This window comes from Hymenobacter gelipurpurascens (genome assembly GCF_900187375.1).
Taxonomy (GTDB): domain Bacteria; phylum Bacteroidota; class Bacteroidia; order Cytophagales; family Hymenobacteraceae; genus Hymenobacter; species Hymenobacter gelipurpurascens.
Genome location: NZ_FYEW01000001.1, coordinates 1,799,051 through 1,820,130, shown reverse-complemented (window position 1 = coordinate 1,820,130; position 21,080 = coordinate 1,799,051). Strand labels below are relative to the sequence as shown.

The 21,080-nt window shown below is 56.8% G+C and carries 14 protein-coding genes; 13 read left to right on the top strand and 1 reads right to left on the bottom strand.

All coding sequences use genetic code 11. The features are described 5' to 3' along the window. Positions 1-60: 60 nt before the first annotated feature. Positions 61-1,122, bottom strand: a complete 1,062-nt coding sequence (locus CFT68_RS07745; protein WP_088842806.1) for a LacI family DNA-binding transcriptional regulator — start codon at positions 1,120-1,122, stop codon at positions 61-63. 308 nt (positions 1,123-1,430) lie between these two features. Between CFT68_RS07745 and CFT68_RS07740 the strand changes: the two genes are divergently transcribed. From CFT68_RS07740 to CFT68_RS07670, 13 genes are all read left to right on the top strand, one after another. Beyond that, entirely contained in the window at positions 1,431-2,201 is a 771-nt protein-coding gene (locus CFT68_RS07740; protein ID WP_088842805.1) for an SDR family NAD(P)-dependent oxidoreductase, read from the top strand. 151 nt (positions 2,202-2,352) lie between these two features. Then, the gene (gene kduI, locus CFT68_RS07735; RefSeq protein WP_088842802.1) at positions 2,353-3,183 is read left to right on the top strand and encodes a 5-dehydro-4-deoxy-D-glucuronate isomerase; all 831 of its coding nucleotides are present in this window, start codon (positions 2,353-2,355) and stop codon (positions 3,181-3,183) included. A 103-nt stretch (positions 3,184-3,286) separates the two neighbouring features. After that, positions 3,287-4,240 (top strand): pectinesterase family protein, encoded by a 954-nt coding sequence (locus tag CFT68_RS07730; RefSeq protein ID WP_088842800.1) that lies wholly within the window; start codon positions 3,287-3,289, stop codon positions 4,238-4,240. Positions 4,241-4,321: 81 nt separating this feature from the next. Further along, a complete protein-coding gene (locus CFT68_RS07725; protein WP_088842799.1) occupies positions 4,322-5,950 on the top strand; it encodes a glycoside hydrolase family 43 protein in 1,629 nt (542 codons plus the stop codon). 589 nt (positions 5,951-6,539) lie between these two features. Beyond that, positions 6,540-9,812 carry a SusC/RagA family TonB-linked outer membrane protein gene (locus CFT68_RS07715; RefSeq protein WP_088842797.1) on the top strand — a complete coding sequence of 1,091 codons (3,273 nt, stop codon included), beginning with the start codon at positions 6,540-6,542 and terminating at the stop codon, positions 9,810-9,812. 25 nt (positions 9,813-9,837) lie between these two features. Then, entirely contained in the window at positions 9,838-11,682 is a 1,845-nt protein-coding gene (locus CFT68_RS07710; RefSeq protein ID WP_088842796.1) for a RagB/SusD family nutrient uptake outer membrane protein, read from the top strand. An 81-nt stretch (positions 11,683-11,763) separates the two neighbouring features. Next, positions 11,764-12,117, top strand: a complete 354-nt coding sequence (locus CFT68_RS07705) for a cupin domain-containing protein (RefSeq protein WP_088842795.1) — start codon at positions 11,764-11,766, stop codon at positions 12,115-12,117. A 10-nt stretch (positions 12,118-12,127) separates the two neighbouring features. Beyond that, a complete protein-coding gene (pelA, locus tag CFT68_RS22080; protein WP_245815308.1) occupies positions 12,128-14,248 on the top strand; it encodes a pectate lyase in 2,121 nt (706 codons plus the stop codon). Between the two features lie 10 nt (positions 14,249-14,258). After that, positions 14,259-15,791, top strand: coding sequence for a tagaturonate reductase (locus CFT68_RS07690; RefSeq protein ID WP_088842794.1), 1,533 nt, complete (start codon positions 14,259-14,261; stop codon positions 15,789-15,791). 123 nt (positions 15,792-15,914) lie between these two features. Further along, complete coding sequence (locus CFT68_RS07685; protein WP_088842793.1) at positions 15,915-17,570, top strand: UxaA family hydrolase; 1,656 nt, start codon at positions 15,915-15,917, stop codon at positions 17,568-17,570. Positions 17,571-17,749: 179 nt separating this feature from the next. Further along, positions 17,750-19,186, top strand: coding sequence for a glucuronate isomerase (uxaC, locus tag CFT68_RS07680; RefSeq protein ID WP_088842792.1), 1,437 nt, complete (start codon positions 17,750-17,752; stop codon positions 19,184-19,186). A gap of 151 nt (positions 19,187-19,337) precedes the next feature. Continuing rightward, entirely contained in the window at positions 19,338-20,348 is a 1,011-nt protein-coding gene (locus tag CFT68_RS07675) for a sugar kinase (RefSeq protein WP_088842791.1), read from the top strand. Between the two features lie 58 nt (positions 20,349-20,406). Next, positions 20,407-21,063, top strand: coding sequence for a beta/alpha barrel domain-containing protein (locus CFT68_RS07670; RefSeq protein ID WP_088842790.1), 657 nt, complete (start codon positions 20,407-20,409; stop codon positions 21,061-21,063). The last annotated feature ends 17 nt before the right edge of the window (positions 21,064-21,080 follow it).

Below are 21,080 nucleotides of genomic sequence, written 5' to 3'. Positions count from 1 at the left end.
TACCTCGAGAAACCGAGCATGACGGGCGTTTTGCTTTTCAGCGACCTACTGGCCTAGAGCCTAGTGGGTAACTGTTTTTGGAGTAGCAAACAGGGCAGCATGGTCTGCGGTGCGGCTTGAAGAATCCCGCACAATAAGCTCAGTCGGAATCTTCACGGTTTCGATGGGCAGAGCGCGGTGCTTCCGCTCAATCTGATCAATCAGGCGCTCGGCGGCTACTTGCCCAATTTCCTGCGCCGGCTGCACCACCGTGCTCAGGGAAGGCGCCATCAGGTCGGCTACATTCAGGTTCGTAAATCCAATAAGGGAAACATCATCCGGAATGGCGAGGCGCTGCTGGCGCAAGGCCGTGAGGCAACCTACAGCGAGGCGGTCGGAGGCGGTGAAGAACGCGTCGGGGGGCGAGTCGAGACGCATGAGTTCTTTTATCATGGGCCCTACTTCATCTGGCCCGAAGGTACCATAGCGAATGAGGTTTTCATCGAACTCAACACCATGCTTTTCTAACGCGGCCCGATAGCCAGCCAAGCGCTCCTGCGTGATGCTCAGCCACGGCTGAATGGTGAGGTGCGCAATCCGGCGGCGGCCCGTCTGAATCAGGTGCTCGGTAGCTGCAAAAGCGCCCCCAAAGTTATCGGCCACTACTTTGGTAGCATTTAGCTCCGACGAAACCCGGTCGAAAAGCACTACCGGCACGCCTTTATCCTGCACTTCCTGTAGGTGCGCTACGTCGGAGGTTTCGCTGGAAAGCGAAATCAGCAATCCATCCACTTTACGCGACATGGCTTGCTGCACATTAGCCATTTCACGCTCATACGACTCCTGGCTTTGGAAGATAATAACGTGGTAGCCGCGGTTGTAGGCAATGGCCTCAATGCCGTTGATTGCCTGCGAGAAAAAGTAGTTGGCAATTTGCGGCACAATCACCCCAATGGCCCGACTGGCACTGCCTTTAAGACTAAGCGCAATAGGGTTGGGGCGGTAGTTGAGGCGCTCGGCGCACTCCATTACCAGCCGCTTGGTTTCGGGGTTGATTTCGTAGCTGCCCCGTAATGCGCGCGATACCGTGGAGGTAGAAAGATTCAGTTCGCGGGCAATGTCTTTTATCGTGAAGGTTTCCACAGCGGAGACGGGGTAAGGTGGCGTGAGGTAGGAGGAGCGGCTTCGGTAAATCCAAGAACGGAAAGCAGGGCTATCCGTGAAATTGGGGCTTGAAAATAGAAATAGCTGAGCACTTTTGGCGTAAGGGAAGCGTAGCTGCTGCCCGAAGCAACGATTGGCAACGTTCCCGATAACGATTGCAGGAATAAAAAACCGAGGCTGCTTCCTTTCGGCAGCTACATCTTTTAACCTTAACAGGCCTACTTAGCCGTGGCCGTTCTAAAAGTACACCGGTATTCTCCGAAAAGTTTACAATTGCTCCGCTCTATATGACGAATACTTCCGGGTTTGATCTGACAGGAAAAGTAGCGCTGGTTACCGGCTGCAACCGCGGCATTGGCCAGGCCATGGCAATTGGCCTAGCAGAAGCCGGCGCCGACATCATTGGTGTATCCTCTTCCCTGGCCCTGAGCGGCAGCGAAACCGAACAACAGGTGCACGCGCTAGGCCGTCAGTTTCATGCTTACCAGGCCGATTTCAGCCAGCGGGCCGCTGTTGACGCCTTTCTAGGCCAGGTGCAGCAGGACTTCCCGCGCATTGATATTCTGATTAATAACGCCGGCACCATCAAGCGGGCTCCGGCCGCCGAGCACGAAGACGCCCTTTGGGATGAAGTGCTGGCCATCAATCTGGATGCTCCCTTCCGCATTGCGCGCGCCATTGGTGGCCAGATGCTGCAGCATGGCTCGGGTAAGATAATCTTCACGGCCTCGCTGCTCACGTTCCAGGGCGGCATCAATGTGCCCGGTTATGCTGCCAGCAAAGGCGCCATCGGGAGTCTTGTAAAGGCCCTAGCCAACGAATGGGCCGGCCGTGGCGTGAATGTGAATGCCATAGCGCCAGGCTACATTGCCACCGATAATACCGAAGCGCTGCGCAACGACCCCAACCGCTCCCAAAGCATCCTTGGCCGCATCCCAGCCGGCCGCTGGGGCATCCCCGACGACTTCAAAGGCCCCACCGTATTCCTGGCTTCTGCCGCCGCCGATTACGTGCACGGCACCATACTAACCGTTGATGGCGGCTGGATGGGCCGCTAAAAGTGAGAGGAGGAAGTTATGAAAGAGGGAGTTTGAAGTTCTAGTGGCCTACACCGCTACACGTGCGCAGTCTGCGCTACCGCAACGTCAAACTCACCGTTATACAACTTCACCTACTTGCCATTTCATCACCTCACAACTACACCCCCTCATGACCCAACGATATGCTATTAGCCCACGCGAAACGGCGGGCCTGAATACTGCTCAATTGCGGGAAAACTTCCTGATCGAAACGCTTTTTGTGGTTGATTCGCTGGAACTGGTATACACTCATTATGACCGTATGATTGTGGGAGGAGCTGTGCCTGCCACGACGGCTATTTCGCTGCCGAATCCGGAGGACCTCAAGGCCGAGTATTTCCTGCAGCGCCGCGAGCTGGGCATCCTCAATATTGGCCAAGCAGGCACCGTTACGGTAGATGGAGTGGCCTACGAGCTAGGCGAGCAGGACTGCCTGTATGTGGGGAAAGAGTCGAAGGAAGTAGTGTTTGCCAGCGCCGACGCGGCCAGTCCGGCTAAGTTTTACCTGCTCTCCGCTCCGGCGCATAAAGTATACCCCACCACGCGCATGACGCAGGCTGAGGCCACGCCCGTGCAAATGGGTGCGCCCGAAACGGCCAATGAGCGCACCATCTACAAGTACATTTACCTGCAAGGGCTGCAAAGCTGCCAGTTGGTGATGGGTCTTACGCAACTCAAGTCCGGCAGCGTCTGGAACACCATGCCCTCGCACGTGCACGACCGGCGGATGGAAGCCTACCTGTACTTCAACCTACCCGAAAACCAGCGTGTGCTGCACATGATGGGCCAACCCGACGAAACGCGCCCCCTGTGGGTAAGCAACGAGCAGGCTATCCTGTCGCCGCCGTGGTCGATTCATACGGGCTGTGGCACCAGCAACTACACCTTCATCTGGGGAATGGCCGGCGAAAACCTGGAATACACGGATATGGATGCCGTGAGCATTCACGACCTGAAATAAGGCTTGCGGCCGGCTCTCTACCTGTAGAAGACCGGCCGTTTTGCTTGCCTGTTGTAGTCGATAAGCTGCTCCTGTTTTTGGGCAGAAGCCAATCATCCAAAGCATGAAAAAACTATTCGCGTGGCTGGTGCTGAGCTGGCTGCTGATCGGCCACGCCCTGGCCTACGATTTCGTGGTAGCGCAGGATGGCAGCGGCAACTACAAAACGGTGCAGGAAGCCTTCAATGCCGTGCCCGATTTTCGCAAGAAAGTCACCACTATTTTCATCAAGAAAGGCACCTACAAGGAAAAGCTGATTCTGGCCGGTTCCAAGAACCTGGTGAAGCTGATAGGGGAGGACCTGAAAAACACTATCCTCACCTACGACGACTATAACCAGAAGAAGAACATCTTCGGCGAAGACAAGGGCACCTCAGGCTCCTCCAGCATTTACATCTACGGCAGTGATTTTGCGGCCGAAAACATTACGTTTCAGAACTCCTCCGGGCCCGTAGGCCAGGCGGTGGCCGTGTGGGTGGCCGGCGACAAAGCCCGCTTTAAAAACTGCCGCTTCCTGGGCTTCCAGGATACACTTTATACCTACGGCTACGGCAGCCGCCAGTACTACCAGGACTGCTACATCGAGGGCACTGTTGATTTTATTTTCGGCTCCAGCACGGCTTGGTTTGAAGGCTGCACCATCTTCTGCAAAAAGGGCGGCGGCTACGTGACGGCCGCCTCTACGCCCGACAGCACCCGTTACGGTTATGTTTTCCGGAACTGCAAAATCATAGGTGATGCTCCGGCCGGCAGCTTCGTGTTGGGCCGGCCCTGGCGACCCTACGCCAAAACCGTGTTTTTGCAGTGTGAGCTAGGCGAGCAAATCAAGCCCGAAGGCTGGGACCATTGGGAGAAGGAGAGCAACAAGCAAACCGCCCGTTACGCCGAGTATCAGAACCGGGGTAAAGGATTTCAGCCCAAACAGCGCGTGCCGTGGTCAAGGCAACTCACCGCCCAGCAAGCCCAGGAATACACGTTGGAAAACGTCTTCCGAAACTGGAATCCTGCTCAGCCCTAGCAGTAGGCCACTTAGCCCATCTCTACTTAGCAAGGTGGCCTAACGAAAACTTACTTGCCTATCCGTTCCTTATCCAAGCTTATGCTTCGTTTCTCCCTACTGCTACTCTTGGTGTTGACTGGCCTACAGCCGCTTCCGCTGGCGGCTCAATCATCAATTTCAAAGGTGTGGGTTCCTGACCTGGGCAACGGGATGTACAAGAACCCGGTGCTCTACGCCGATTACTCGGACCCCGATGTGGTGCGGGTAGGCAACGATTACTACCTCACTTCGTCGAGTTTCAATGCCGTACCTGGCCTACAGGTGTTGCACTCCCGGGATTTAGTCAACTGGACGATAATCGGGGCGGTGTTTACGCAGCAGCCTCCTGCGGCGCGCTACGCAGTGCCGCAGCACGGCAACGGCGTGTGGGCACCCGCTATCCGCTACCACAACAAGCAGTTCTATATCTACTATCCCGACCCAGACTTGGGCATCTTCGTGACGACAGCGAAGGACCCGGCGGGGCCATGGTCGGAGCCTGTGTGTATCAAAGAGGCCAAAGGCTGGATTGACCCCTGCCCGCTCTGGGATGAAGACGGGCAGGCTTACCTGGTGCACGGGTTTGCGGGCTCCCGGGCTGGCTTCAAAAGTGTGCTGACCGTCAGCCGGATGCGCCCCGATGGCCTAGGCCTGTTCGGGGATGAAGTGCTGGTGTTCGATGGCCACGACAAGCATCCTACCATCGAAGGCCCGAAGTTCTACAGGCGCCACGGCTACTACTACATTTTCGCGCCGGGTGGCGGTGTAGCTACGGGCTGGCAGGTGGTGTTGCGCTCCAAAAACGTGTTCGGCCCCTACGAAGACCGCGTAGTGATGGACCAGGGCAAAACCCCCATCAACGGCCCGCACCAAGGCGCCTGGGTAGATACACCCGATGGCAAGCAGGATTGGTTTCTGCATTTTCAGGACCAGGGCCCCTACGGCCGCGTGGTGCATCTGCAGCCGATGGCGTGGAAAAACGACTGGCCCGTGGTTGGCGAAGACCCCGATGGCGATGGCAAAGGCCAACCGGTGCTCACCCACCTCAAACCCGCCGTGCCCGGCAAACCTCAGCCGCTGGCCACCCCTAGCACTTCCGACGAGTTCAGTACGAACGCGCTAGGCCTACAGTGGCAATGGCACGCTAACCCGCAGGTGGGGTGGTCGTTTCTGAACGGGAACGAGGGCTTTCTGCGCCTCTACTCGGTCCCGCTGCCCGAGGGCTACAAAAACCTCTGGCAGGTACCGAATCTGCTGCTGCAGAAACTGCCCGCCGACCGGTTTACTGCTACCACTAAAGTTAGCTTCACGCCACGCTTTGAAGGCGAAAAAACCGGCTTGGTCATGATGGGGTTGGACTACGCCTATCTCTCGCTCATCAGTCAGGGTGGCAAAGTGCTACTAGGCCAGTCGGTGTGCCGGAATGCCGATAAGCAAGGCGTAGAAACCAGTTCCGCAGTAGTAGAAGTGCCTGCTAAGCAGCCGGTGTATTTGCGTGTGCAGGTGCTGCCCGGGGCGAATTGCCAGTTCAGCTACAGTCTGGATGGAGAAAAATTTCAACCGTTAGGTCCTGAATTCACGGCCCGGGAAGGCAAGTGGATTGGAGCCAAAGTGGGCCTGTTCTGCACCCGCGCCAGCCAAACCAACGACGCCGGCGCCGCCGACTTCGATTGGTTCCGGATAGAGTAGCGCCACTAAGTAAGTACCTACTGAATAGCGCAAAAACTCCTTCGCCAAAGGAGTTTTTTTGTGGATGTATAAGTATCGTTGAAGGAAGTTAAGCAACATGCGCAGGCAAGTGGCTCGGGCAAGTAGGCAGAAGAGGAGAGTGGCCTAGGCCTATGGCAGGTGAGAAGACCATTGAAGGGCGTTGATTGGAAAAGTACAATAAATGTGAAAGGGTGATGCGCTTTGCCTCCAAAGCACGCAAAATGGCTATTACGGCACATTCTTGATGCAGGATTAAACGAAATCAAGTAAAACCGCGCAATGGCAACGTTCCCGACAACGATTGCAGAAATAAATCGAGGCTTATACTTCGCTTTCCCCAAGGGTAGGGCTAAACTTAATCAACTGATCCGCTAGCCAACAATCCAAAACGGCTTGTAGAATCAGCCAGCCTCCAGCCCGAGAATTGTCACCTCCTTGAAATGTCCCAACGCAGCCAAAGATGATTGCGATGAAACAGTAAGTGAGGAGCCGCTTACCTACCCAGGAGCGCTTGGCTTGCATTGGTACTTGTTGCGCCCTTCCCACACCAAATTCCCACATCCTAGTCATGAAAAGAAAATTACTGTTGCTGGCCCCGCTGCTGGTTAGTGCCGCGGCCCCAGCATGGGCGCAGCAACAACAGCGCGTCCAGGGTATCGTCAAGTCGGCAAAGGGAGAAGCCCTGCCCGGCGTGACGGTCGTGGTGAAAGGAACGACCATCGGCGCCTCGACCGATGGAGAAGGTCGCTTCAACCTGGCGGTGCCCGCCAATGCCACGTTGCGCTTCAGCTATATCGGCTTCCTGCCTTATGAAGTGGCAGTAGGCGACAAAACGGACATCAACGTAACGCTGCAGGATGATAGCAAGACGCTGGACGATGTAGTAGTTATCGGCTACCAGTCGGTGCAGCGTCGCGACGTTACTGGCTCGGTTTCGTCAGTGAGTGCCCAGCAGATAAAGGATATTCCGGTTAACTCCGCCGCCGAAGCCCTTACGGGGCGTTTGGCCGGTGTGCAGCTGACGTCTTCCGAAGGCACGCCCGGCAACCAGGATGTGCGCGTTCGGGTGCGCGGTGGTGGCTCTATCACCCAGGATAACTCGCCGCTCTACGTGGTAGACGGTATCCAGATTGAAAACGCCCTGTCCGTTATTGCTCCCCAGGATATTGCTTCCGTTGACGTACTAAAGGATGCTTCTGCCACGGCTATCTACGGTGCCCGCGGGGCCAACGGCGTAGTTATCATCACCACGAAAAAAGGCCTGGAAGGCAAGACGGTGATCAGCTACAACGGCTTTGCCGGCTTCCGCCAGATCAGCAAGAAGCTAGGCGTATTGAAGCCCGATGATTACCTGAACTACCAGTTTGAGCGGGCTCAGCAGGCAGGCGCTACCGGCACCGGCGGCCTTGCCAGTTTCAAAACCCTGTTCGGTAGCTCCAACTTCAACAGCGACACGCTGCAGCGCGCCCGCAGCGCTCCATTCATCGATTGGCAGGATGAGGTGTTTGGCCGCAACGCTTTCCAGCAAACCCACAACGTATCGGTATCGGGTGGCGTGAAAGGCACAACGTATTCACTGAGCCTAACCCACAACGACGAGGAAGGCATCCAGCGCGGCTCCGACTACTCCCGCAACCTGATCAACTTCCGCTTTGATACGAAGGCCACTGACAAGCTGCGCGTAGGCCTGAACATGCGCTTCAACGACCAGACCGTGAACGGCGCCGGTACTTCTACCAGCGGCTCCAGCGTTACCTCACGCTTGCGCAATACGGTGCAGTACCAGCCTCTGTCGGTGCCAAGAGCATCAGGTGCCATCATCGACCCCGGCACTTTCGATGATGACTTCTTCACCACCTCTAGCTTGGTAAACCCACTGATTACGATTGATAGCGAATACCGCCGCGACAAGCGCCGGACCTTCAACGTAGGTGGCAACGCCGCCCTGGAACTGACGAAAGGCCTCTTCTTCCGTTCTACGGCTGGTTTTGATATCACTAGCGGTGACCTAGGTACGTTCAATGGCCGCTTTTCGCCTACCATCCGGCAGGCAGCGGGCGGCTACCAGAACCTGCCGTTCGCTACTATCACTACGGGCAACCAAATCACGTTCAACAACTCCAACGTGCTGGATTATTCCCTTACGAAAGGGAAACACGTGATGGGCTTGTTGCTAGGCCAGGAGACCTATCAGCAGCAGACTAAGTCGCAGTTCATCCAGACCAACTTCCTGCCGCTGGATATCACGGCTGAGCGTGCGCTGGCCAACATCAACCAAGGGGTGCTGCCCGCGGGCGTGACCTCACAGCCTGTACTGCCTTATACGAGCATTCCGAACGACTATACGTTGGCCTCTGGCTTCGGGCGCATTACCTACTCCTACGACGACAAGTACCTGTTTACGGGTACGTTCCGGGCCGACGGCTCATCCAAGTTTAAAGCGGGTAACCGCTGGGGCTACTTCCCCGGTGCTTCTGCCGCCTGGCGCGTTTCCAAGGAGGAGTTCTTTAAGTCGGTAGAAGCGGTATCGGACCTAAAGCTGCGCTTGAGCTATGGGCAGGCTGGTAATAACCGTATCAACGACTTTCTGTTCAGCCAGCTGTTCCAGGCTGGTGGGGCGCCGTATTATCTCAACCACAATCAGGTGCTGGGCTCTGTAGCTACTACGCTGTCCAATGAAAAACTGAAATGGGAAGTGACAACTTCCCGCGACTTCGGTATAGACTTGGCACTGTGGGAAAATCGGGTACAGTTCACCGGTGATGTTTACTACAACACTACTTCTGACCTGCTGATTAACCGCCCAATTCCTCCGTTCCTGGGGTACTCTTCGCAGTTGCAGAACATCGGCAAAACCTCCAACAAAGGCGTCGAGTTGCAGCTGACGGGCATCATCTTCAACAAACCTGACTTTAGCTGGACGGCTACGGCCAATGCTTCCTTCAACCGGGGCCGCATCGAGAGCCTCGGCTCTGGGTTGGATGAAATTCCTGGTATTGCTTCCGGCTGGGCCGGTACTGCCCTCAACCGCGACTATGTAGCGCGTGTAGGCCAGCCCGTAGGCCAGATGTATGGCTACGTAACGGACAACTACCTGACGGCTGACGATTTCGAAGGCTACAATGCCACCACGCAAACCTGGATTCCGAAGAAGAACGCCCAGGGTGTCAACGTATTCCCAAACAACCTAGGCCTGATTGGTGAGACCGTTGCCCGACCCGGCCAGATCAAGCTGAAGGACCTGAATGGTGACGGGGTTATCGACGACAAGGACCAGACGGTAATTGGCAACGCCAACCCTAAGCTGACAGGTGGCCTCAACCAGCAGTTTACCTACAAGAACTTCGACGCCAGCGTCTTCGTCAACTTCGTGCTGGGCAATGATGTCTACAACGCGAACAAGATTGAATTTACGTCGAACACGGCCAACACGGTGTTCAGCAACGTGCTCGATGTCATGAGCGACCGGTACCGCACCATCAACGCCGACGGTACGCCCATTACCGATTTGGGTACACTGAATCAAGTAAACCAGAATGCTGACATCTGGACGCCCACCCGCAACTATTTCCTGCACTCGTGGGCCGTGGAAGATGCCTCGTTCCTGCGCATTAACAACCTGACCCTGGGCTACACCCTGCCCAAGACCCTCACTACCCGCGCCAAGGTACAGCAGCTGCGCTTCTACGTGACGCTCAATAACCTGTACACCTTCACCAACTACACGGGCTACGACCCCGAAGTGAATACCCGCCGCGCTACCCCGCTCACGCCGGGTGTCGATTATGCTGCTTACCCCCGCAGCCGCGCCTTTCTCTTTGGTCTGAACCTGTCCCTCTAATCCCACCTGATTTTTCGCTGCGCATATGAAATCCTTCATTTCCTTCCGGGCTGCACTAGCCGGCCTGGCACTGGCCGGCTCCGCCGGGGCGGTGTCATCCTGCAAAGATTTTCTGGATGTAGAGCCGCTGGCTCTTAATACCACGGAGGCCACCTTTAGCACGGTAGCCGGCGCTACGGCTGCCGTGGTAGGGGCCTACGATCCTCTCTCGGGCGACCAGACCTACGGCACCCGGATTAGCATGTATTTCCCCTTCGATTCCGACGAGATGATTGGCTCATCTGGAGCCGCTGATGGTGCCCGCCGGAGCATTGCCCGCTATAAGGCGCTGCCTACCAACACCGAGATTACCAACCCCTGGAACACGCTTTACCAAGGCGTGGAACGCAGCAACATCTGCATCGATCAGATTCCGAAGATGAGCCTGTACACCACGGGCACCGCCGCCGATACGGCTGCGCTGCACCGGCTGCACGGCGAGGCCCTGACGTTGCGCGCACAGTACTACTTGGAGCTGGTACGCAACTGGGGCGACGTTCCGGCGCAGTTCACGGCTTCCGTGTCGGGCCAGGACTTCAACCTGCCGAATGCTGACCGCAACGAGACGCTCACTAAGCTGATTGCCGACTTGCTGCAGGCCGAAAAGTTGGTGCCGTGGCGCTCCAAAGCGGGTGCCGCCAGTGAGCGTATTACCAAAGGCGCGGTAAAGGCATTGCGCGCCCGTCTGGCCCTGTACCGGGGCGGCTACTCGCTGAAGGGCAACCAAATGGTGCGCCCCGCCGACTACCTCGACTATTACCGCATTGCCCGCCAGGAGTGCGCCGAGCTAATGGCGAACCGCTCGGAGCATACGCTCAATACAAGTTTCCTGGAAGTATTCAAAAGCATCAACGAGCAGCGTTCGGAGTCGGCTAACGAAATCATGTTCCAGGTGGGCATGGGCGGCTCAACGGCGGTTTCCGACAGCAAATTGGGCTACTACAACGGCCCTCGCCTGAACGCCTCTACCATCTACGGCTCTACGCAAGGCGCCGTAACCATTGTCCCCACGTATTTCTACGCGTTCGACTCGACGGACGTACGCCGCGACGTGACGATTGCGCCTTACACTATCCCGGCCAACAATTTCCGGGCAGGTGTGGCACTAGCCAGCGTAACCGATGGCAAATTCCGCCGCGACTGGCACATCCCTTCACTGCCTGGCACGAACAACTACCTGGGCTACAACTGGCCTATCATCCGTTTCGCCGATGTAGTGCTGATGTTCTCGGAAGCTGAAAACGAGCTGAACGGGCCTACGCAAGCGGCACAGGATGCCCTGCTGGAAGTGCGTACGCGCGCCTATGGCACCAAGGCTAAAGCACAAGCTGGCCTGGTACTGAACTCAAAAACTGCTCTGTTCAATGCCTTAGTAAACGAGCGTTACCTGGAGTTTGGCAGCGAAGGAATCCGCAAGTATGATTTGCTGCGCTGGAACCTGTTTGCCACCAAGCTGGCAGAAGCCAAAGCCAACATTCTGAAGATGGCCAAAGGCGAAGCCCCTTATGATAAAGTGCCGCTGTACATGTACTTCAAAACGCCGGCTGCCGGTGATGTGCAATGGACGCGCTCTTTCTACCGGCCTTCTCCTACGCCCAACACTGCGCCAACAGGTACGGTGCGCGTGAACTGGCGCCAGGGCATTGATGCGGCTTATGTAGCCAACACGCAGCCTACCGGTACCACCGTAACGGTTGGCACTACCACGGCAACCAGCGTGGGCTCTGGCCTAGCGGCTGAGTACGTGCCCGGCCAGGGCAAAGAACTGCTGCCAATTCCGCAGAGCACGCTGAGCTCTGACCCGGCACTGGTGCAAAACTTCGGCTACTAGCAGGTGAGTGCATGAGGGGTAGACGAAGGACTTATCTGTACTTCGTTTTACCCTCCTGTTCCGCCTCTCTATTCTCCTGATATGACCTCATTTCCACAGCACCATTTTCTCACCGACGAAGACCTGACTTGGGAAACCGTAGGGGAGGGAGTGCACCGCAAGGTACTGGCCTATGGCCCGGATCTGATGCTGGTGAAAGTGGCCTTCGAGACAGGCGCATTCGGCGCTCCTCACCGGCATGTACACGCCCAGATTACCTATGTAGAAAACGGAGTTTTTCGCTGCCTGGTAGGGGAGGAGGAACGAGTTCTGCGAGCCGGCGACGGATTTCATGCACCCTCTAACCTGTGGCATGGCGTGGTGTGCGAAGAAGCCGGTGTTCTGCTGGATTCATTCAGCCCGATGCGGGATGATTTTGTAAAAGGCGGCCTCTAGGCCACTTGCCATGAAAAACTTACTAAAACTACTGCTCCTGCTGGTGGGGGTTGGGGAAATGGGAATAGAATCGGCCCATGCTCAGCAGGTGACGGTGGCGTCGGATGGTTCGGGAAATTTCCGGACCATCCAGGCCGCTCTCAACAGCCTACCCAATGAGGCCACCAAGCCGCGCACCGTGTACATCAAGAATGGCACGTACCGCGAGAAGGTCTTCATTGATGGCAAGCAGCAGATTATCCTGAAAGGACAAAGCGAAACCGGTGTGGTACTGGCCTACGCGCAAGCCCGCGACGAGTGGCGCTGCGACCCTACAGCCGGCCAGGACGATTGGGGAGTGGCCACACTCAACATGCGCAACTCTCCCGACGTGACGCTTGAAAACCTAACGGTTATCAACAGCTACGGCTTCGATGCCAAAGGACCCGTGACGGTGCCATGCCCCACGGACCCTACGGGCCAACGTACCATCAGCAAGACGGGCCACCAAATGGCCCTGCGCACCATGCCCGGCACTACTCGCCTCACCGTGAAGCATTGTACGTTCCGGGCCCTTGGCGGCGACACCGTGAGTCCCTGGGACGTGGATGCTGGCCTCTATTACTTCAAGGACTGCACCATGGAAGGCGGCGTAGATTTTTACTGCCCGCGTGGGTGGGCCTACGCTGAGAACTGCCGCTTCATTTGCCACAATACCAACGCTGCCATCTGGCACGATGGCTCCGGCAACAAAGACCAGAAAACGGTACTTCGGAACTGCACTTTCGAGGGCGATGATAACTTCAAATTAGGGCGTTTTCACCGCGAGGCGCAGTTCTATTTGGTGAACTGCACCTTCGCCAAAAACATGGCCGATGCGGATATCTACTGGGCTCAATCGGGGCCTGGTGCCAAGCAATGGGGACGCCGCGTGTACTACCAGAATTCTCACCATGAAGGCGGTGATTATGCCTGGCACCAGGATAACCTGAAAACTGCGGAAGGCGCACCAAAAGCCCGAAAAATAAAGGCCGACTGGACCTATGGGGGCCGGTGGTACCCGGTGTCGGGCAAAAAGGCGACGGTAGCGTTGCCGCCATCCAATCCGCTGCATACTAACTCAGTGTTGCCCACGGCAGCTAATCAGCAGGCAGATCAGGTAGACAGCGTAGCAGAGAAGATGCTGGTATATCAGCGCAGCGTGGGCGGGTGGCCTAAGGCCGTGAAAGAAGTGAAGGTGGATTACACCAAGCCCCTGTCGGCCGCTCTGCGCGCCGCTACGCTAGCCGACGCCGGGCGCACCGATGCTACCATCGACAACAAAGCCACCACGCGCGAAATCACCTATCTGCTTAAGGCCTACAAAGCTACCAACAGAGTGGCCTACAAAGCAGCCGCTGAGCGAGGCATCCAGTACCTGCTGAAAATGCAGTACGCCAACGGCGGCTTCCCACAGTATTACCCCGATTTCAGCAACTACCGCCACCAGATTACCTACAACGATAACGCGATGGTGCTGGCACTGGAAGTGCTGCGTTCCGTGGCAAAGCAGGAAGGCGATTTTACGGCTGTTGATCCGGCCCTAGTACCGCTGGCAAAAGGAGCGGTAGAACGTGGGGTTGCCTGCATCCTCAAAACCCAATACGTGCAGAACGGGCAGCTCACGGCCTGGTGCGCGCAGTACGATGAAAAAACATTGCAGCCAGCCAAAGCCCGTGCATTCGAGCTGGCCTCGTTGAGCGGCGATGAGTCGGCGGCTATTGTGGAATTCCTGCTAGGAGTTGAGAACCCTTCGCCGGAAGTTAAGAAGGCTATTGCCAGCGCTATTGCGTGGTTTGAGAAGGTAAAAATGCCTAATCAAGCTCTCAAGGAAATCAAAGACCCAGCGCAGCCTAGCGGCCGCGACCGAGTGATAGTAGCACAGCCCGGAGCCTCGCTGTGGGCCCGGTTCTATGACCTCGAAACCAACCGCCCCATTTATGTGGGCCGCGACAGCAAGGTGCATTATGCACTGAGCGAAATAGAAAATGAACGCCGTGCCGGCTACGTGTACGCCGGCACCTGGCCCGAGAAACTGCTGCAGCGGGACTACCCGAAATGGCAGCAAAAATGGGCCACCAATTCAACAAAACAAGAGGGAAGCAAACTCTAGGACTTTGGCTATGCCACACTTATCAAAAGAATATGTTCTGCAGGCCACTCCGGCTGCTATGCTGCCTACTCCGGCCCTGTTTGAGTTGCCCGAAAAGGTACTGCAGTTTGGCACGGGTGTGCTGCTGCGGGGCCTGCCCGATTACCTTATCGACAAAGCCAATCGCCAAGGCGTTTTCAACGGCCGCATTGTGGTTGTGAAAAGCACAGATGGAGGCGATATAGATGCTTTTACTCGCCAGGATGGCCTATATACCTTGGGAATTCGGGGGATTGAAGATGGCCGTGAGATAGAAGAAAACGTGGTGTGCTCCTCCATCAGCCGGGTGCTGTCAGCCAAAAGCCAGTGGGCCGAAATTCTGGCCTGCGCCGCCAATCCGGAGCTGCAGGTCGTGATTTCTAACACCACGGAAGTCGGGATACAGCTGGTGGCTGACGACGTGACGCAGAGTCCGCCGCAGTCATTTCCGGGTAAGCTGCTGGCCTTCCTGCACGCCCGCTTTCAGGCCTTTAACGGTGATAAGGAAAAGGGCCTGGTGATTGTACCCGCGGAGCTGATTCCTGACAACGGGACGAAGCTTGAAGCCATTCTGCTGGAGCAGGCCCACCGCAACAACCTAGATGCGGAGTTTATTGACTGGCTGGAAACGGCCAATCAGGTCTGCAACTCCTTGGTAGACCGAATTGTGCCTGGGCGCCCCGCTGCCTCGGTACAAGCTGCAATAACGGCGCAGCTGGGCTACGAGGATGAGCTGCTGACCATGTCGGAAGTATACACGCTCTGGGCCATTGAAGGCGATGAGCGGGTGAAACAGATTCTCTCGTTTGAGCAGGTTGATGCCGGCGTAGTGGTACAGCCCAACATCAACCTGTTCCGTGAGTTGAAGCTACGCTTGCTCAACGGCACGCACACCCTGAGCTGTGGCCTGGCTGTGCTGGCCGGTTTCGGAACGGTACGTGAGGCCATGGAAGATGAGTGTGCAGCTGGCTTCATCCACAATTTGATGCTGGCTGATCTACTGCCGGGTATCCCGTATGCCGTGGATGAAAAAGTGGGTCAACGCTTTGGAATGCAGGTGCTGGACCGCTTCCGCAATCTCGCTATTGAGCACCGCTGGCTGGCCATCACGATGAACTACACGGCCAAGATGCAGATGCGCAACGTGGCCACCTTGCTGCACTACTACAAGCAGCTGAATGCCGTGCCGCATTACATGGCACTGGGTTTTGCGGCCTACTTGCTGTTCATGCGTGGCACGCACCAGCAGGAGCAGGTATGGTACGGCGAAGCTAACGGACAGGCCTACCCGATTCAGGACGAAAAGGCTGGCTACTTCGCCGAAATGTGGGACCGTCTGGAGCCAGCCGAGCTAACGCGCACCGTGCTGCATAACCAAGCCCTGTGGGGGCATGACTTATCGGCGCTGCCAGGATTTGCGGCGTGTGTAACTCGGTACCTCGAAAAACTGTTGACGCAAGGTGCCAATGCTACACTGGCGGAGGCACTCAACAAAAACGTCGCGCAAAAAGCCGCTGCGGAGTAAGTACACTGGCCTAGCAACCGAAGAACGTCATGCAAGCCTATTGCCACCTTGGTTCGATAAGCAACACCTGACAGATGCTAAGCCTGCGTACTTCGTTGCGATAGATCAAAAACAGCACTTCACATGAAACATCTGGTAGCCAAAATTCATCCGCAGGATAATGTGCTGGTGGCCCTCACGGACCTGCCTATCGGCACACCCGTTACTTGGGATGGCACCACCGTCGCGACCACTGACCGGATTCCGGCCAAGCATAAATTAGCTCTCGAATTCCTCGCCCCCGGCGACCCCGTGCACATGTACGGCGTATTGGTGGGCAAGGCGCGCGAAGCCATTGGGGTAGGTGGCCTACTGACCACCGCCAACATGCAGCACGCCACCGACAGCTACGACGAGCACCACCAACGCCGCGCCGAGTGGCAGGCGCCTGAGGTCACGAAGTGGCAGGACCGCACCTTTATGGGCTACCACCGCGCCGATGGGAGCGTGGGTACCTCCAACTACTGGCTGGTGATTCCGTTGGTATTCTGCGAAAATCGCAATATTCAGGTCCTGGAGGAGGCTTTGGTGAACGACCTCGGCTATGCTCGTCGCAAATCCTATCAACCTCAGACGCAGGCGTTGCTGGAGTTGATGCAGGCCGGTAAATCGGTGGAGGAAATTCTGGCGACTGATCTGCATTCTGCCGAAATCAACCAACAGAAAGTAAAGCCTTTTCCGAACGTGGACGGCATTCGGTTCCTGAGCCATGAGGGCGGCTGCGGCGGCATCCGGCAGGACGCCCAGACGCTGTGTGGCCTACTGGCTGGCTACATCACGCACCCCAATGTGGCCGGTGCTACAGTGCTAAGCCTGGGATGCCAGAACGCGCAGGTGAGCATGCTGCAGGACGAAATCAACAAGCGCAGCCCCAACGGCTTCGATAAACCGCTCTTCATACTGGAGCAGCAGAAGCTGGGTACTGAGGAAACCCTCGTGAGCACGGCCCTGCGCCAGACCTTCGCCGGCCTGATGCAGGCCAACCAACTTCAGCGCCAGCCAGCCCCGCTCAGCAAGCTGTGCATAGGCCTAGAGTGTGGCGGTTCCGATGGGTTCTCGGGCATCTCGGCAAACCCTGCCGTAGGCCACGTTTCCGACCTGGTGGTGGCCTTGGGTGGTTCCGTTATTTTGGCGGAATTCCCGGAGCTGTGCGGAGTAGAGCAGGAGCTCGTTGACCGCAGCGTGAATACCGCCACGGCCGAGCGTTTCAGCTCCCTAATGAAGGCCTACGGCGATTCCGCCGTGGCCGTAGGTTCGGGCTTCGACATGAACCCTTCGCCGGGTAACATTCGCGACGGTCTGATTACGGATGCCATGAAATCGGCGGGGGCAGCGCGCAAAGGTGGTTCTTCGCCCGTGGTAGCTGTGCTCGATTATCCTGAGCCCGTTACGCAGCCCGGCCTGAACCTGCTGTGCACGCCCGGCAACGACGTGGAATCGACAACGGCGGAAGTTGGCTCTGGCGCTACAGTAGTTCTCTTTACTACTGGCCTAGGCACTCCCACCGGCAACCCTATTGCGCCCGTAGTGAAGATTTCGAGCAACACGGCCTTGGCCAAGCGCATGCCCGATATCATTGACCTGAACACCGGCACCGTGATTGACGGCGAAGAAACCATCGAGCAGGCTGCCGAGCGGATTCTCGACTACGTGGTGCGCGTAGCCAGCGGCGAAGAAGTAGCCGCCGTGCGCCACGGCCAAACGGACTTCATTCCGTGGAAACGCGGCGTGTCGCTGTAGAGTCTTGCTTACCTGGCTAAAAAACGTCATGCTTGTTCTAGGCCAGTGAGTGGCCACCTACCGTAATCGTTTCCGTTAATAAAGCCGCGAAATGAGGCGCTAGGCCAGTCGGAAGCTGATACCTTTACCTAACACCCACCCGCGAGTTTTGCGGGTTTCGCCCATAATCTCGGTTGTTTATGAAGCCTTTTCTCAACGACGACTTCCTGCTGCAAACGGCCACCGCCAGCACGCTCTACCACGAGTATGCCAAGCAGATGCCCATCATCGACTACCACAACCACCTGCTGCCTGACCAGATTTCCCAGGACAAGCAGTTCGATAATATCACGCAGATCTGGCTCTACGGCGACCACTACAAGTGGCGCGCCATGCGGGCCAACGGTATTCCGGAGCGCTACATCACCGGCGATGCATCAGACTGGGAGAAGTTTGAAAAATGGGCCGAAACAGTGCCTCAAACCGTGCGAAACCCGCTCTACCACTGGACGCACCTGGAGCTGCGCCGCTACTTCGGCATCACGGAGCTGCTGAACGCTGGCAGCGCCCGCCGCATCTACGACCAGTGCAACGAGAAGCTGCGCACCGCTGAGTTTTCGGTGCGGAACCTGCTGCGCATGATGAACGTGGAAACGCTCTGCACCACCGATGACCCCTCGGACTCGCTAGAGCACCACCGCGCTTTGGCTGCTAGCGGCTTCGAGGTGCAGGTACTACCCACGTTCCGGCCCGATAAAGCCATGGCCGTAGATGGAGCAGTAGCCTACAACGAATACCTCGACAAGCTAGGCCAGTCGGCTGCCGTGGATATTCAGTCGTACCGCGATTTGCAGCAGGCCCTGCGCCTGCGCCATGATTACTTCGCGGCCCTCGGTTGCCGCCTCTCTGACCACGGTTTGGAGCAGATTTACGCGGCCAATTACACCGAATCAGAAGTCAATGCGATTTTCTCCAAGATCCGGGGAGGAACAGAGCTAAGCCAGGAAGAAATCTTGAAGTTCAAGTCGGCGATGCTGGTGCTGCTGGCCGAAATGGACTGGGAGAAAGGCTGGACTCAGCAGTTCCACTTGGGCGCTCTGCGCAACAACAACTCTCGCATGCTGCGTGAGCTTGGCCCCGATACGGGCTGGGACTCCATCGGCGACTTCTCGCAAGGCCGTGCAATCTCTACTTTTCTTGACCGCCTCGATGGCCAGGACAAGCTTGCCAAGACCATCATATACAACCTGAATCCAGCCGACAACGAGCTGATTGCCACCATGATTGGCAATTTCAATGATGGCTCGGTAGCCGGCAAAGTACAGTTCGGCTCGGGCTGGTGGTTCCTCGATCAGAAGGACGGCATGGAGAAGCAAATCAACGCTCTTTCTAACATGGGCCTGTTGAGCCGTTTCGTGGGCATGCTCACCGATTCGCGTAGCTTCCTTTCCTACCCACGCCACGAGTACTTCCGCCGCGTGCTCTGCAACCTGTTCGGCAACGACGTGGAAAACGGCGAGCTACCCGAGGACATCGAAGGCCTGGGCCAGATCATCCAGAACATCTGCTACGGCAATGCCAAGGAGTACTTCGGCTTCGTGAAAGCCGGCGTGTCGGAAACGGCAGAAGTGGGCTAGAATCACAAATCCAGTCCGTCATGTCGAGCTTGTCGAGACATCTCGCGTGCTGAGGTTGTAAGAGTAATCTGATTACTCTCGAGCGAGATGTCTCGACAAGCTCGACATGACGTTTCTCATTGAGCTTAAGTAGCGTCTTTAAGTCCCTAACATGAAGAAAGTCGTCACCTTTGGTGAAATCATGATGCGGCTCTCGCCGCCGTTGAACTACCGCCTTACGCAGGCCAGCTCGCTGGAAATAACCTACGGCGGCGGCGATGCCAACGTCGCGGCCTCCTTGGTGCGCTTGGGGATGCCGGCCGCTCATGCAGGCTGCTTCCCCAACAACGAGCTAGGCCAGGCCGCTGCCCAATCGTTTCAGCGGTTGGGGGTTGATATGAGCCATTGCGTGTTTCAGGGCGAACGGCTAGGCCTGTATTTTCTGGAAGTAGGGGCGTCGTTGCGGGCCAGCCGTATTGTGTATGACCGCTACAACTCGGCCTTTGCCAACCTGCAGCCGGAGTGGTTTAATTGGGATGAAATTCTGAAGGACGCCAACTGGCTGCACTGGACAGGTATTACGCCGGCTATTTCGGTCTCCGCTGCTCAAGCCACTGCCGATGCTATTCAGGCTGCCCGCCGGTTGGGTATCACGGTTTCGGCTGATGTAAACTACCGCCGCAACCTGTGGCAGTACGGGCAACGTGCCCAGGATGTGATGCCCCCGCTGGTAGCCGGCTGCGACATCGTGGTGTGCACAGAAGGCGATGCTGAGGACCTGTTTGGCATTAAGGCCGAAGCAGAAGCGGAAAACAGCTTCGTATCCATGAGCGAGCAACTAATTCAGCGTTTTCCTCAGATCAAGCGCATCATTGCCACGCGCCGCAACACGCAAAGTGCTTCCCACGAGCGCATCCGGGGCATTGCTTACATCGACGGCGCTTTCCACGAAACCGAGGACTTCGACATTAACCCCGTGGTAGACCGCATTGGCGGCGGCGACTCATTTATATCCGGCTTCATCTATGGTAGCCAGAAATACGCCACTGTAGCGGAAGCCCTCACGTTTGCTACTGCTGCTTCGGCCCTCAAGCACACCATTCACGGCGACATAAACCTAGTGACAGCCGCCGAAGTGGAACACATTGTGGCTGGGAACACTTCGGGCCGCCTGCTTCGGTAAATACATCTGACCTTCTTCTAGGCCAGTAGTAGCCTAACAAACGATAATCTGCTTTTCAATGCCTCGCTTCTCCGCCGCTGATATTCAAACCATCGTACTGGGTACGCCCATTGTGCCAGTATTCTATCACGCCGATGTGGCGTACGCCCAGCGTATTCTGCAGGCGTGCTACGCAGGTGGTCTACGCGTGTTTGAATTCACGAACCGAGGCTCTAATGCTTTCGATGTTTTCTCGGCGCTGGTTCCTTTTGTGAAGGAGAACTGCCCCGATATGCTACTCGGTATCGGCACTATTTACACCGCTGAGGATGCGGAGCGCTTCATTCAGGTCGGCGCCGATTTTGTGGTACAGCCCTGCCTGACGGCTGAAGTAGCGGAAGTATGCCGAAAGCACGGCACGCCCTGGCTGCCCGGCACCATGACCGTGAGCGAGGTGTACCAGGCCACGAAAATGGGCGCCGCCATCGTCAAAATCTTCCCCGGCAACGTGGTAGGTCCGGGCTTCGTCAAGAGCCTGCGCGGCCCCATGCCTACGGTGCCTCTGATGGTAACGGGCGGCGTGGAGCCGACCGAAGAAAGCCTGCGCGAATGGTTTGCAGCGGGCGTAAACGTGGTCGGGATGGGTTCCCAGCTCTTCAAAAACGTTGATGACACCCAGGCCTTCAGCCAGCAGATTTCCCACCTGCTGCAGTTTGTGAAAACGCTTCAGAAGTAAACGCCAAGCCGAAACAG

What these genes read in the sequence shown, in the direction of transcription:
- CFT68_RS07740 (WP_088842805.1), top strand. Translation starts at nt 1,431, where the DNA reads ATGACGAATACTTCCGGGTTTGATCTGACAGGAAAAGTAGCGCTGGTT.
- kduI (WP_088842802.1), top strand. Translation starts at nt 2,353, where the DNA reads ATGACCCAACGATATGCTATTAGCCCACGCGAAACGGCGGGCCTGAAT.
- CFT68_RS07730 (WP_088842800.1), top strand. Translation starts at nt 3,287, where the DNA reads ATGAAAAAACTATTCGCGTGGCTGGTGCTGAGCTGGCTGCTGATCGGC.
- CFT68_RS07725 (WP_088842799.1), top strand. Translation starts at nt 4,322, where the DNA reads ATGCTTCGTTTCTCCCTACTGCTACTCTTGGTGTTGACTGGCCTACAG.
- CFT68_RS07715 (WP_088842797.1), top strand. Translation starts at nt 6,540, where the DNA reads ATGAAAAGAAAATTACTGTTGCTGGCCCCGCTGCTGGTTAGTGCCGCG.
- CFT68_RS07710 (WP_088842796.1), top strand. Translation starts at nt 9,838, where the DNA reads ATGAAATCCTTCATTTCCTTCCGGGCTGCACTAGCCGGCCTGGCACTG.
- CFT68_RS07705 (WP_088842795.1), top strand. Translation starts at nt 11,764, where the DNA reads ATGACCTCATTTCCACAGCACCATTTTCTCACCGACGAAGACCTGACT.
- pelA (WP_245815308.1), top strand. Translation starts at nt 12,128, where the DNA reads ATGAAAAACTTACTAAAACTACTGCTCCTGCTGGTGGGGGTTGGGGAA.
- CFT68_RS07690 (WP_088842794.1), top strand. Translation starts at nt 14,259, where the DNA reads ATGCCACACTTATCAAAAGAATATGTTCTGCAGGCCACTCCGGCTGCT.
- CFT68_RS07685 (WP_088842793.1), top strand. Translation starts at nt 15,915, where the DNA reads ATGAAACATCTGGTAGCCAAAATTCATCCGCAGGATAATGTGCTGGTG.
- uxaC (WP_088842792.1), top strand. Translation starts at nt 17,750, where the DNA reads ATGAAGCCTTTTCTCAACGACGACTTCCTGCTGCAAACGGCCACCGCC.
- CFT68_RS07675 (WP_088842791.1), top strand. Translation starts at nt 19,338, where the DNA reads ATGAAGAAAGTCGTCACCTTTGGTGAAATCATGATGCGGCTCTCGCCG.
- CFT68_RS07670 (WP_088842790.1), top strand. Translation starts at nt 20,407, where the DNA reads ATGCCTCGCTTCTCCGCCGCTGATATTCAAACCATCGTACTGGGTACG.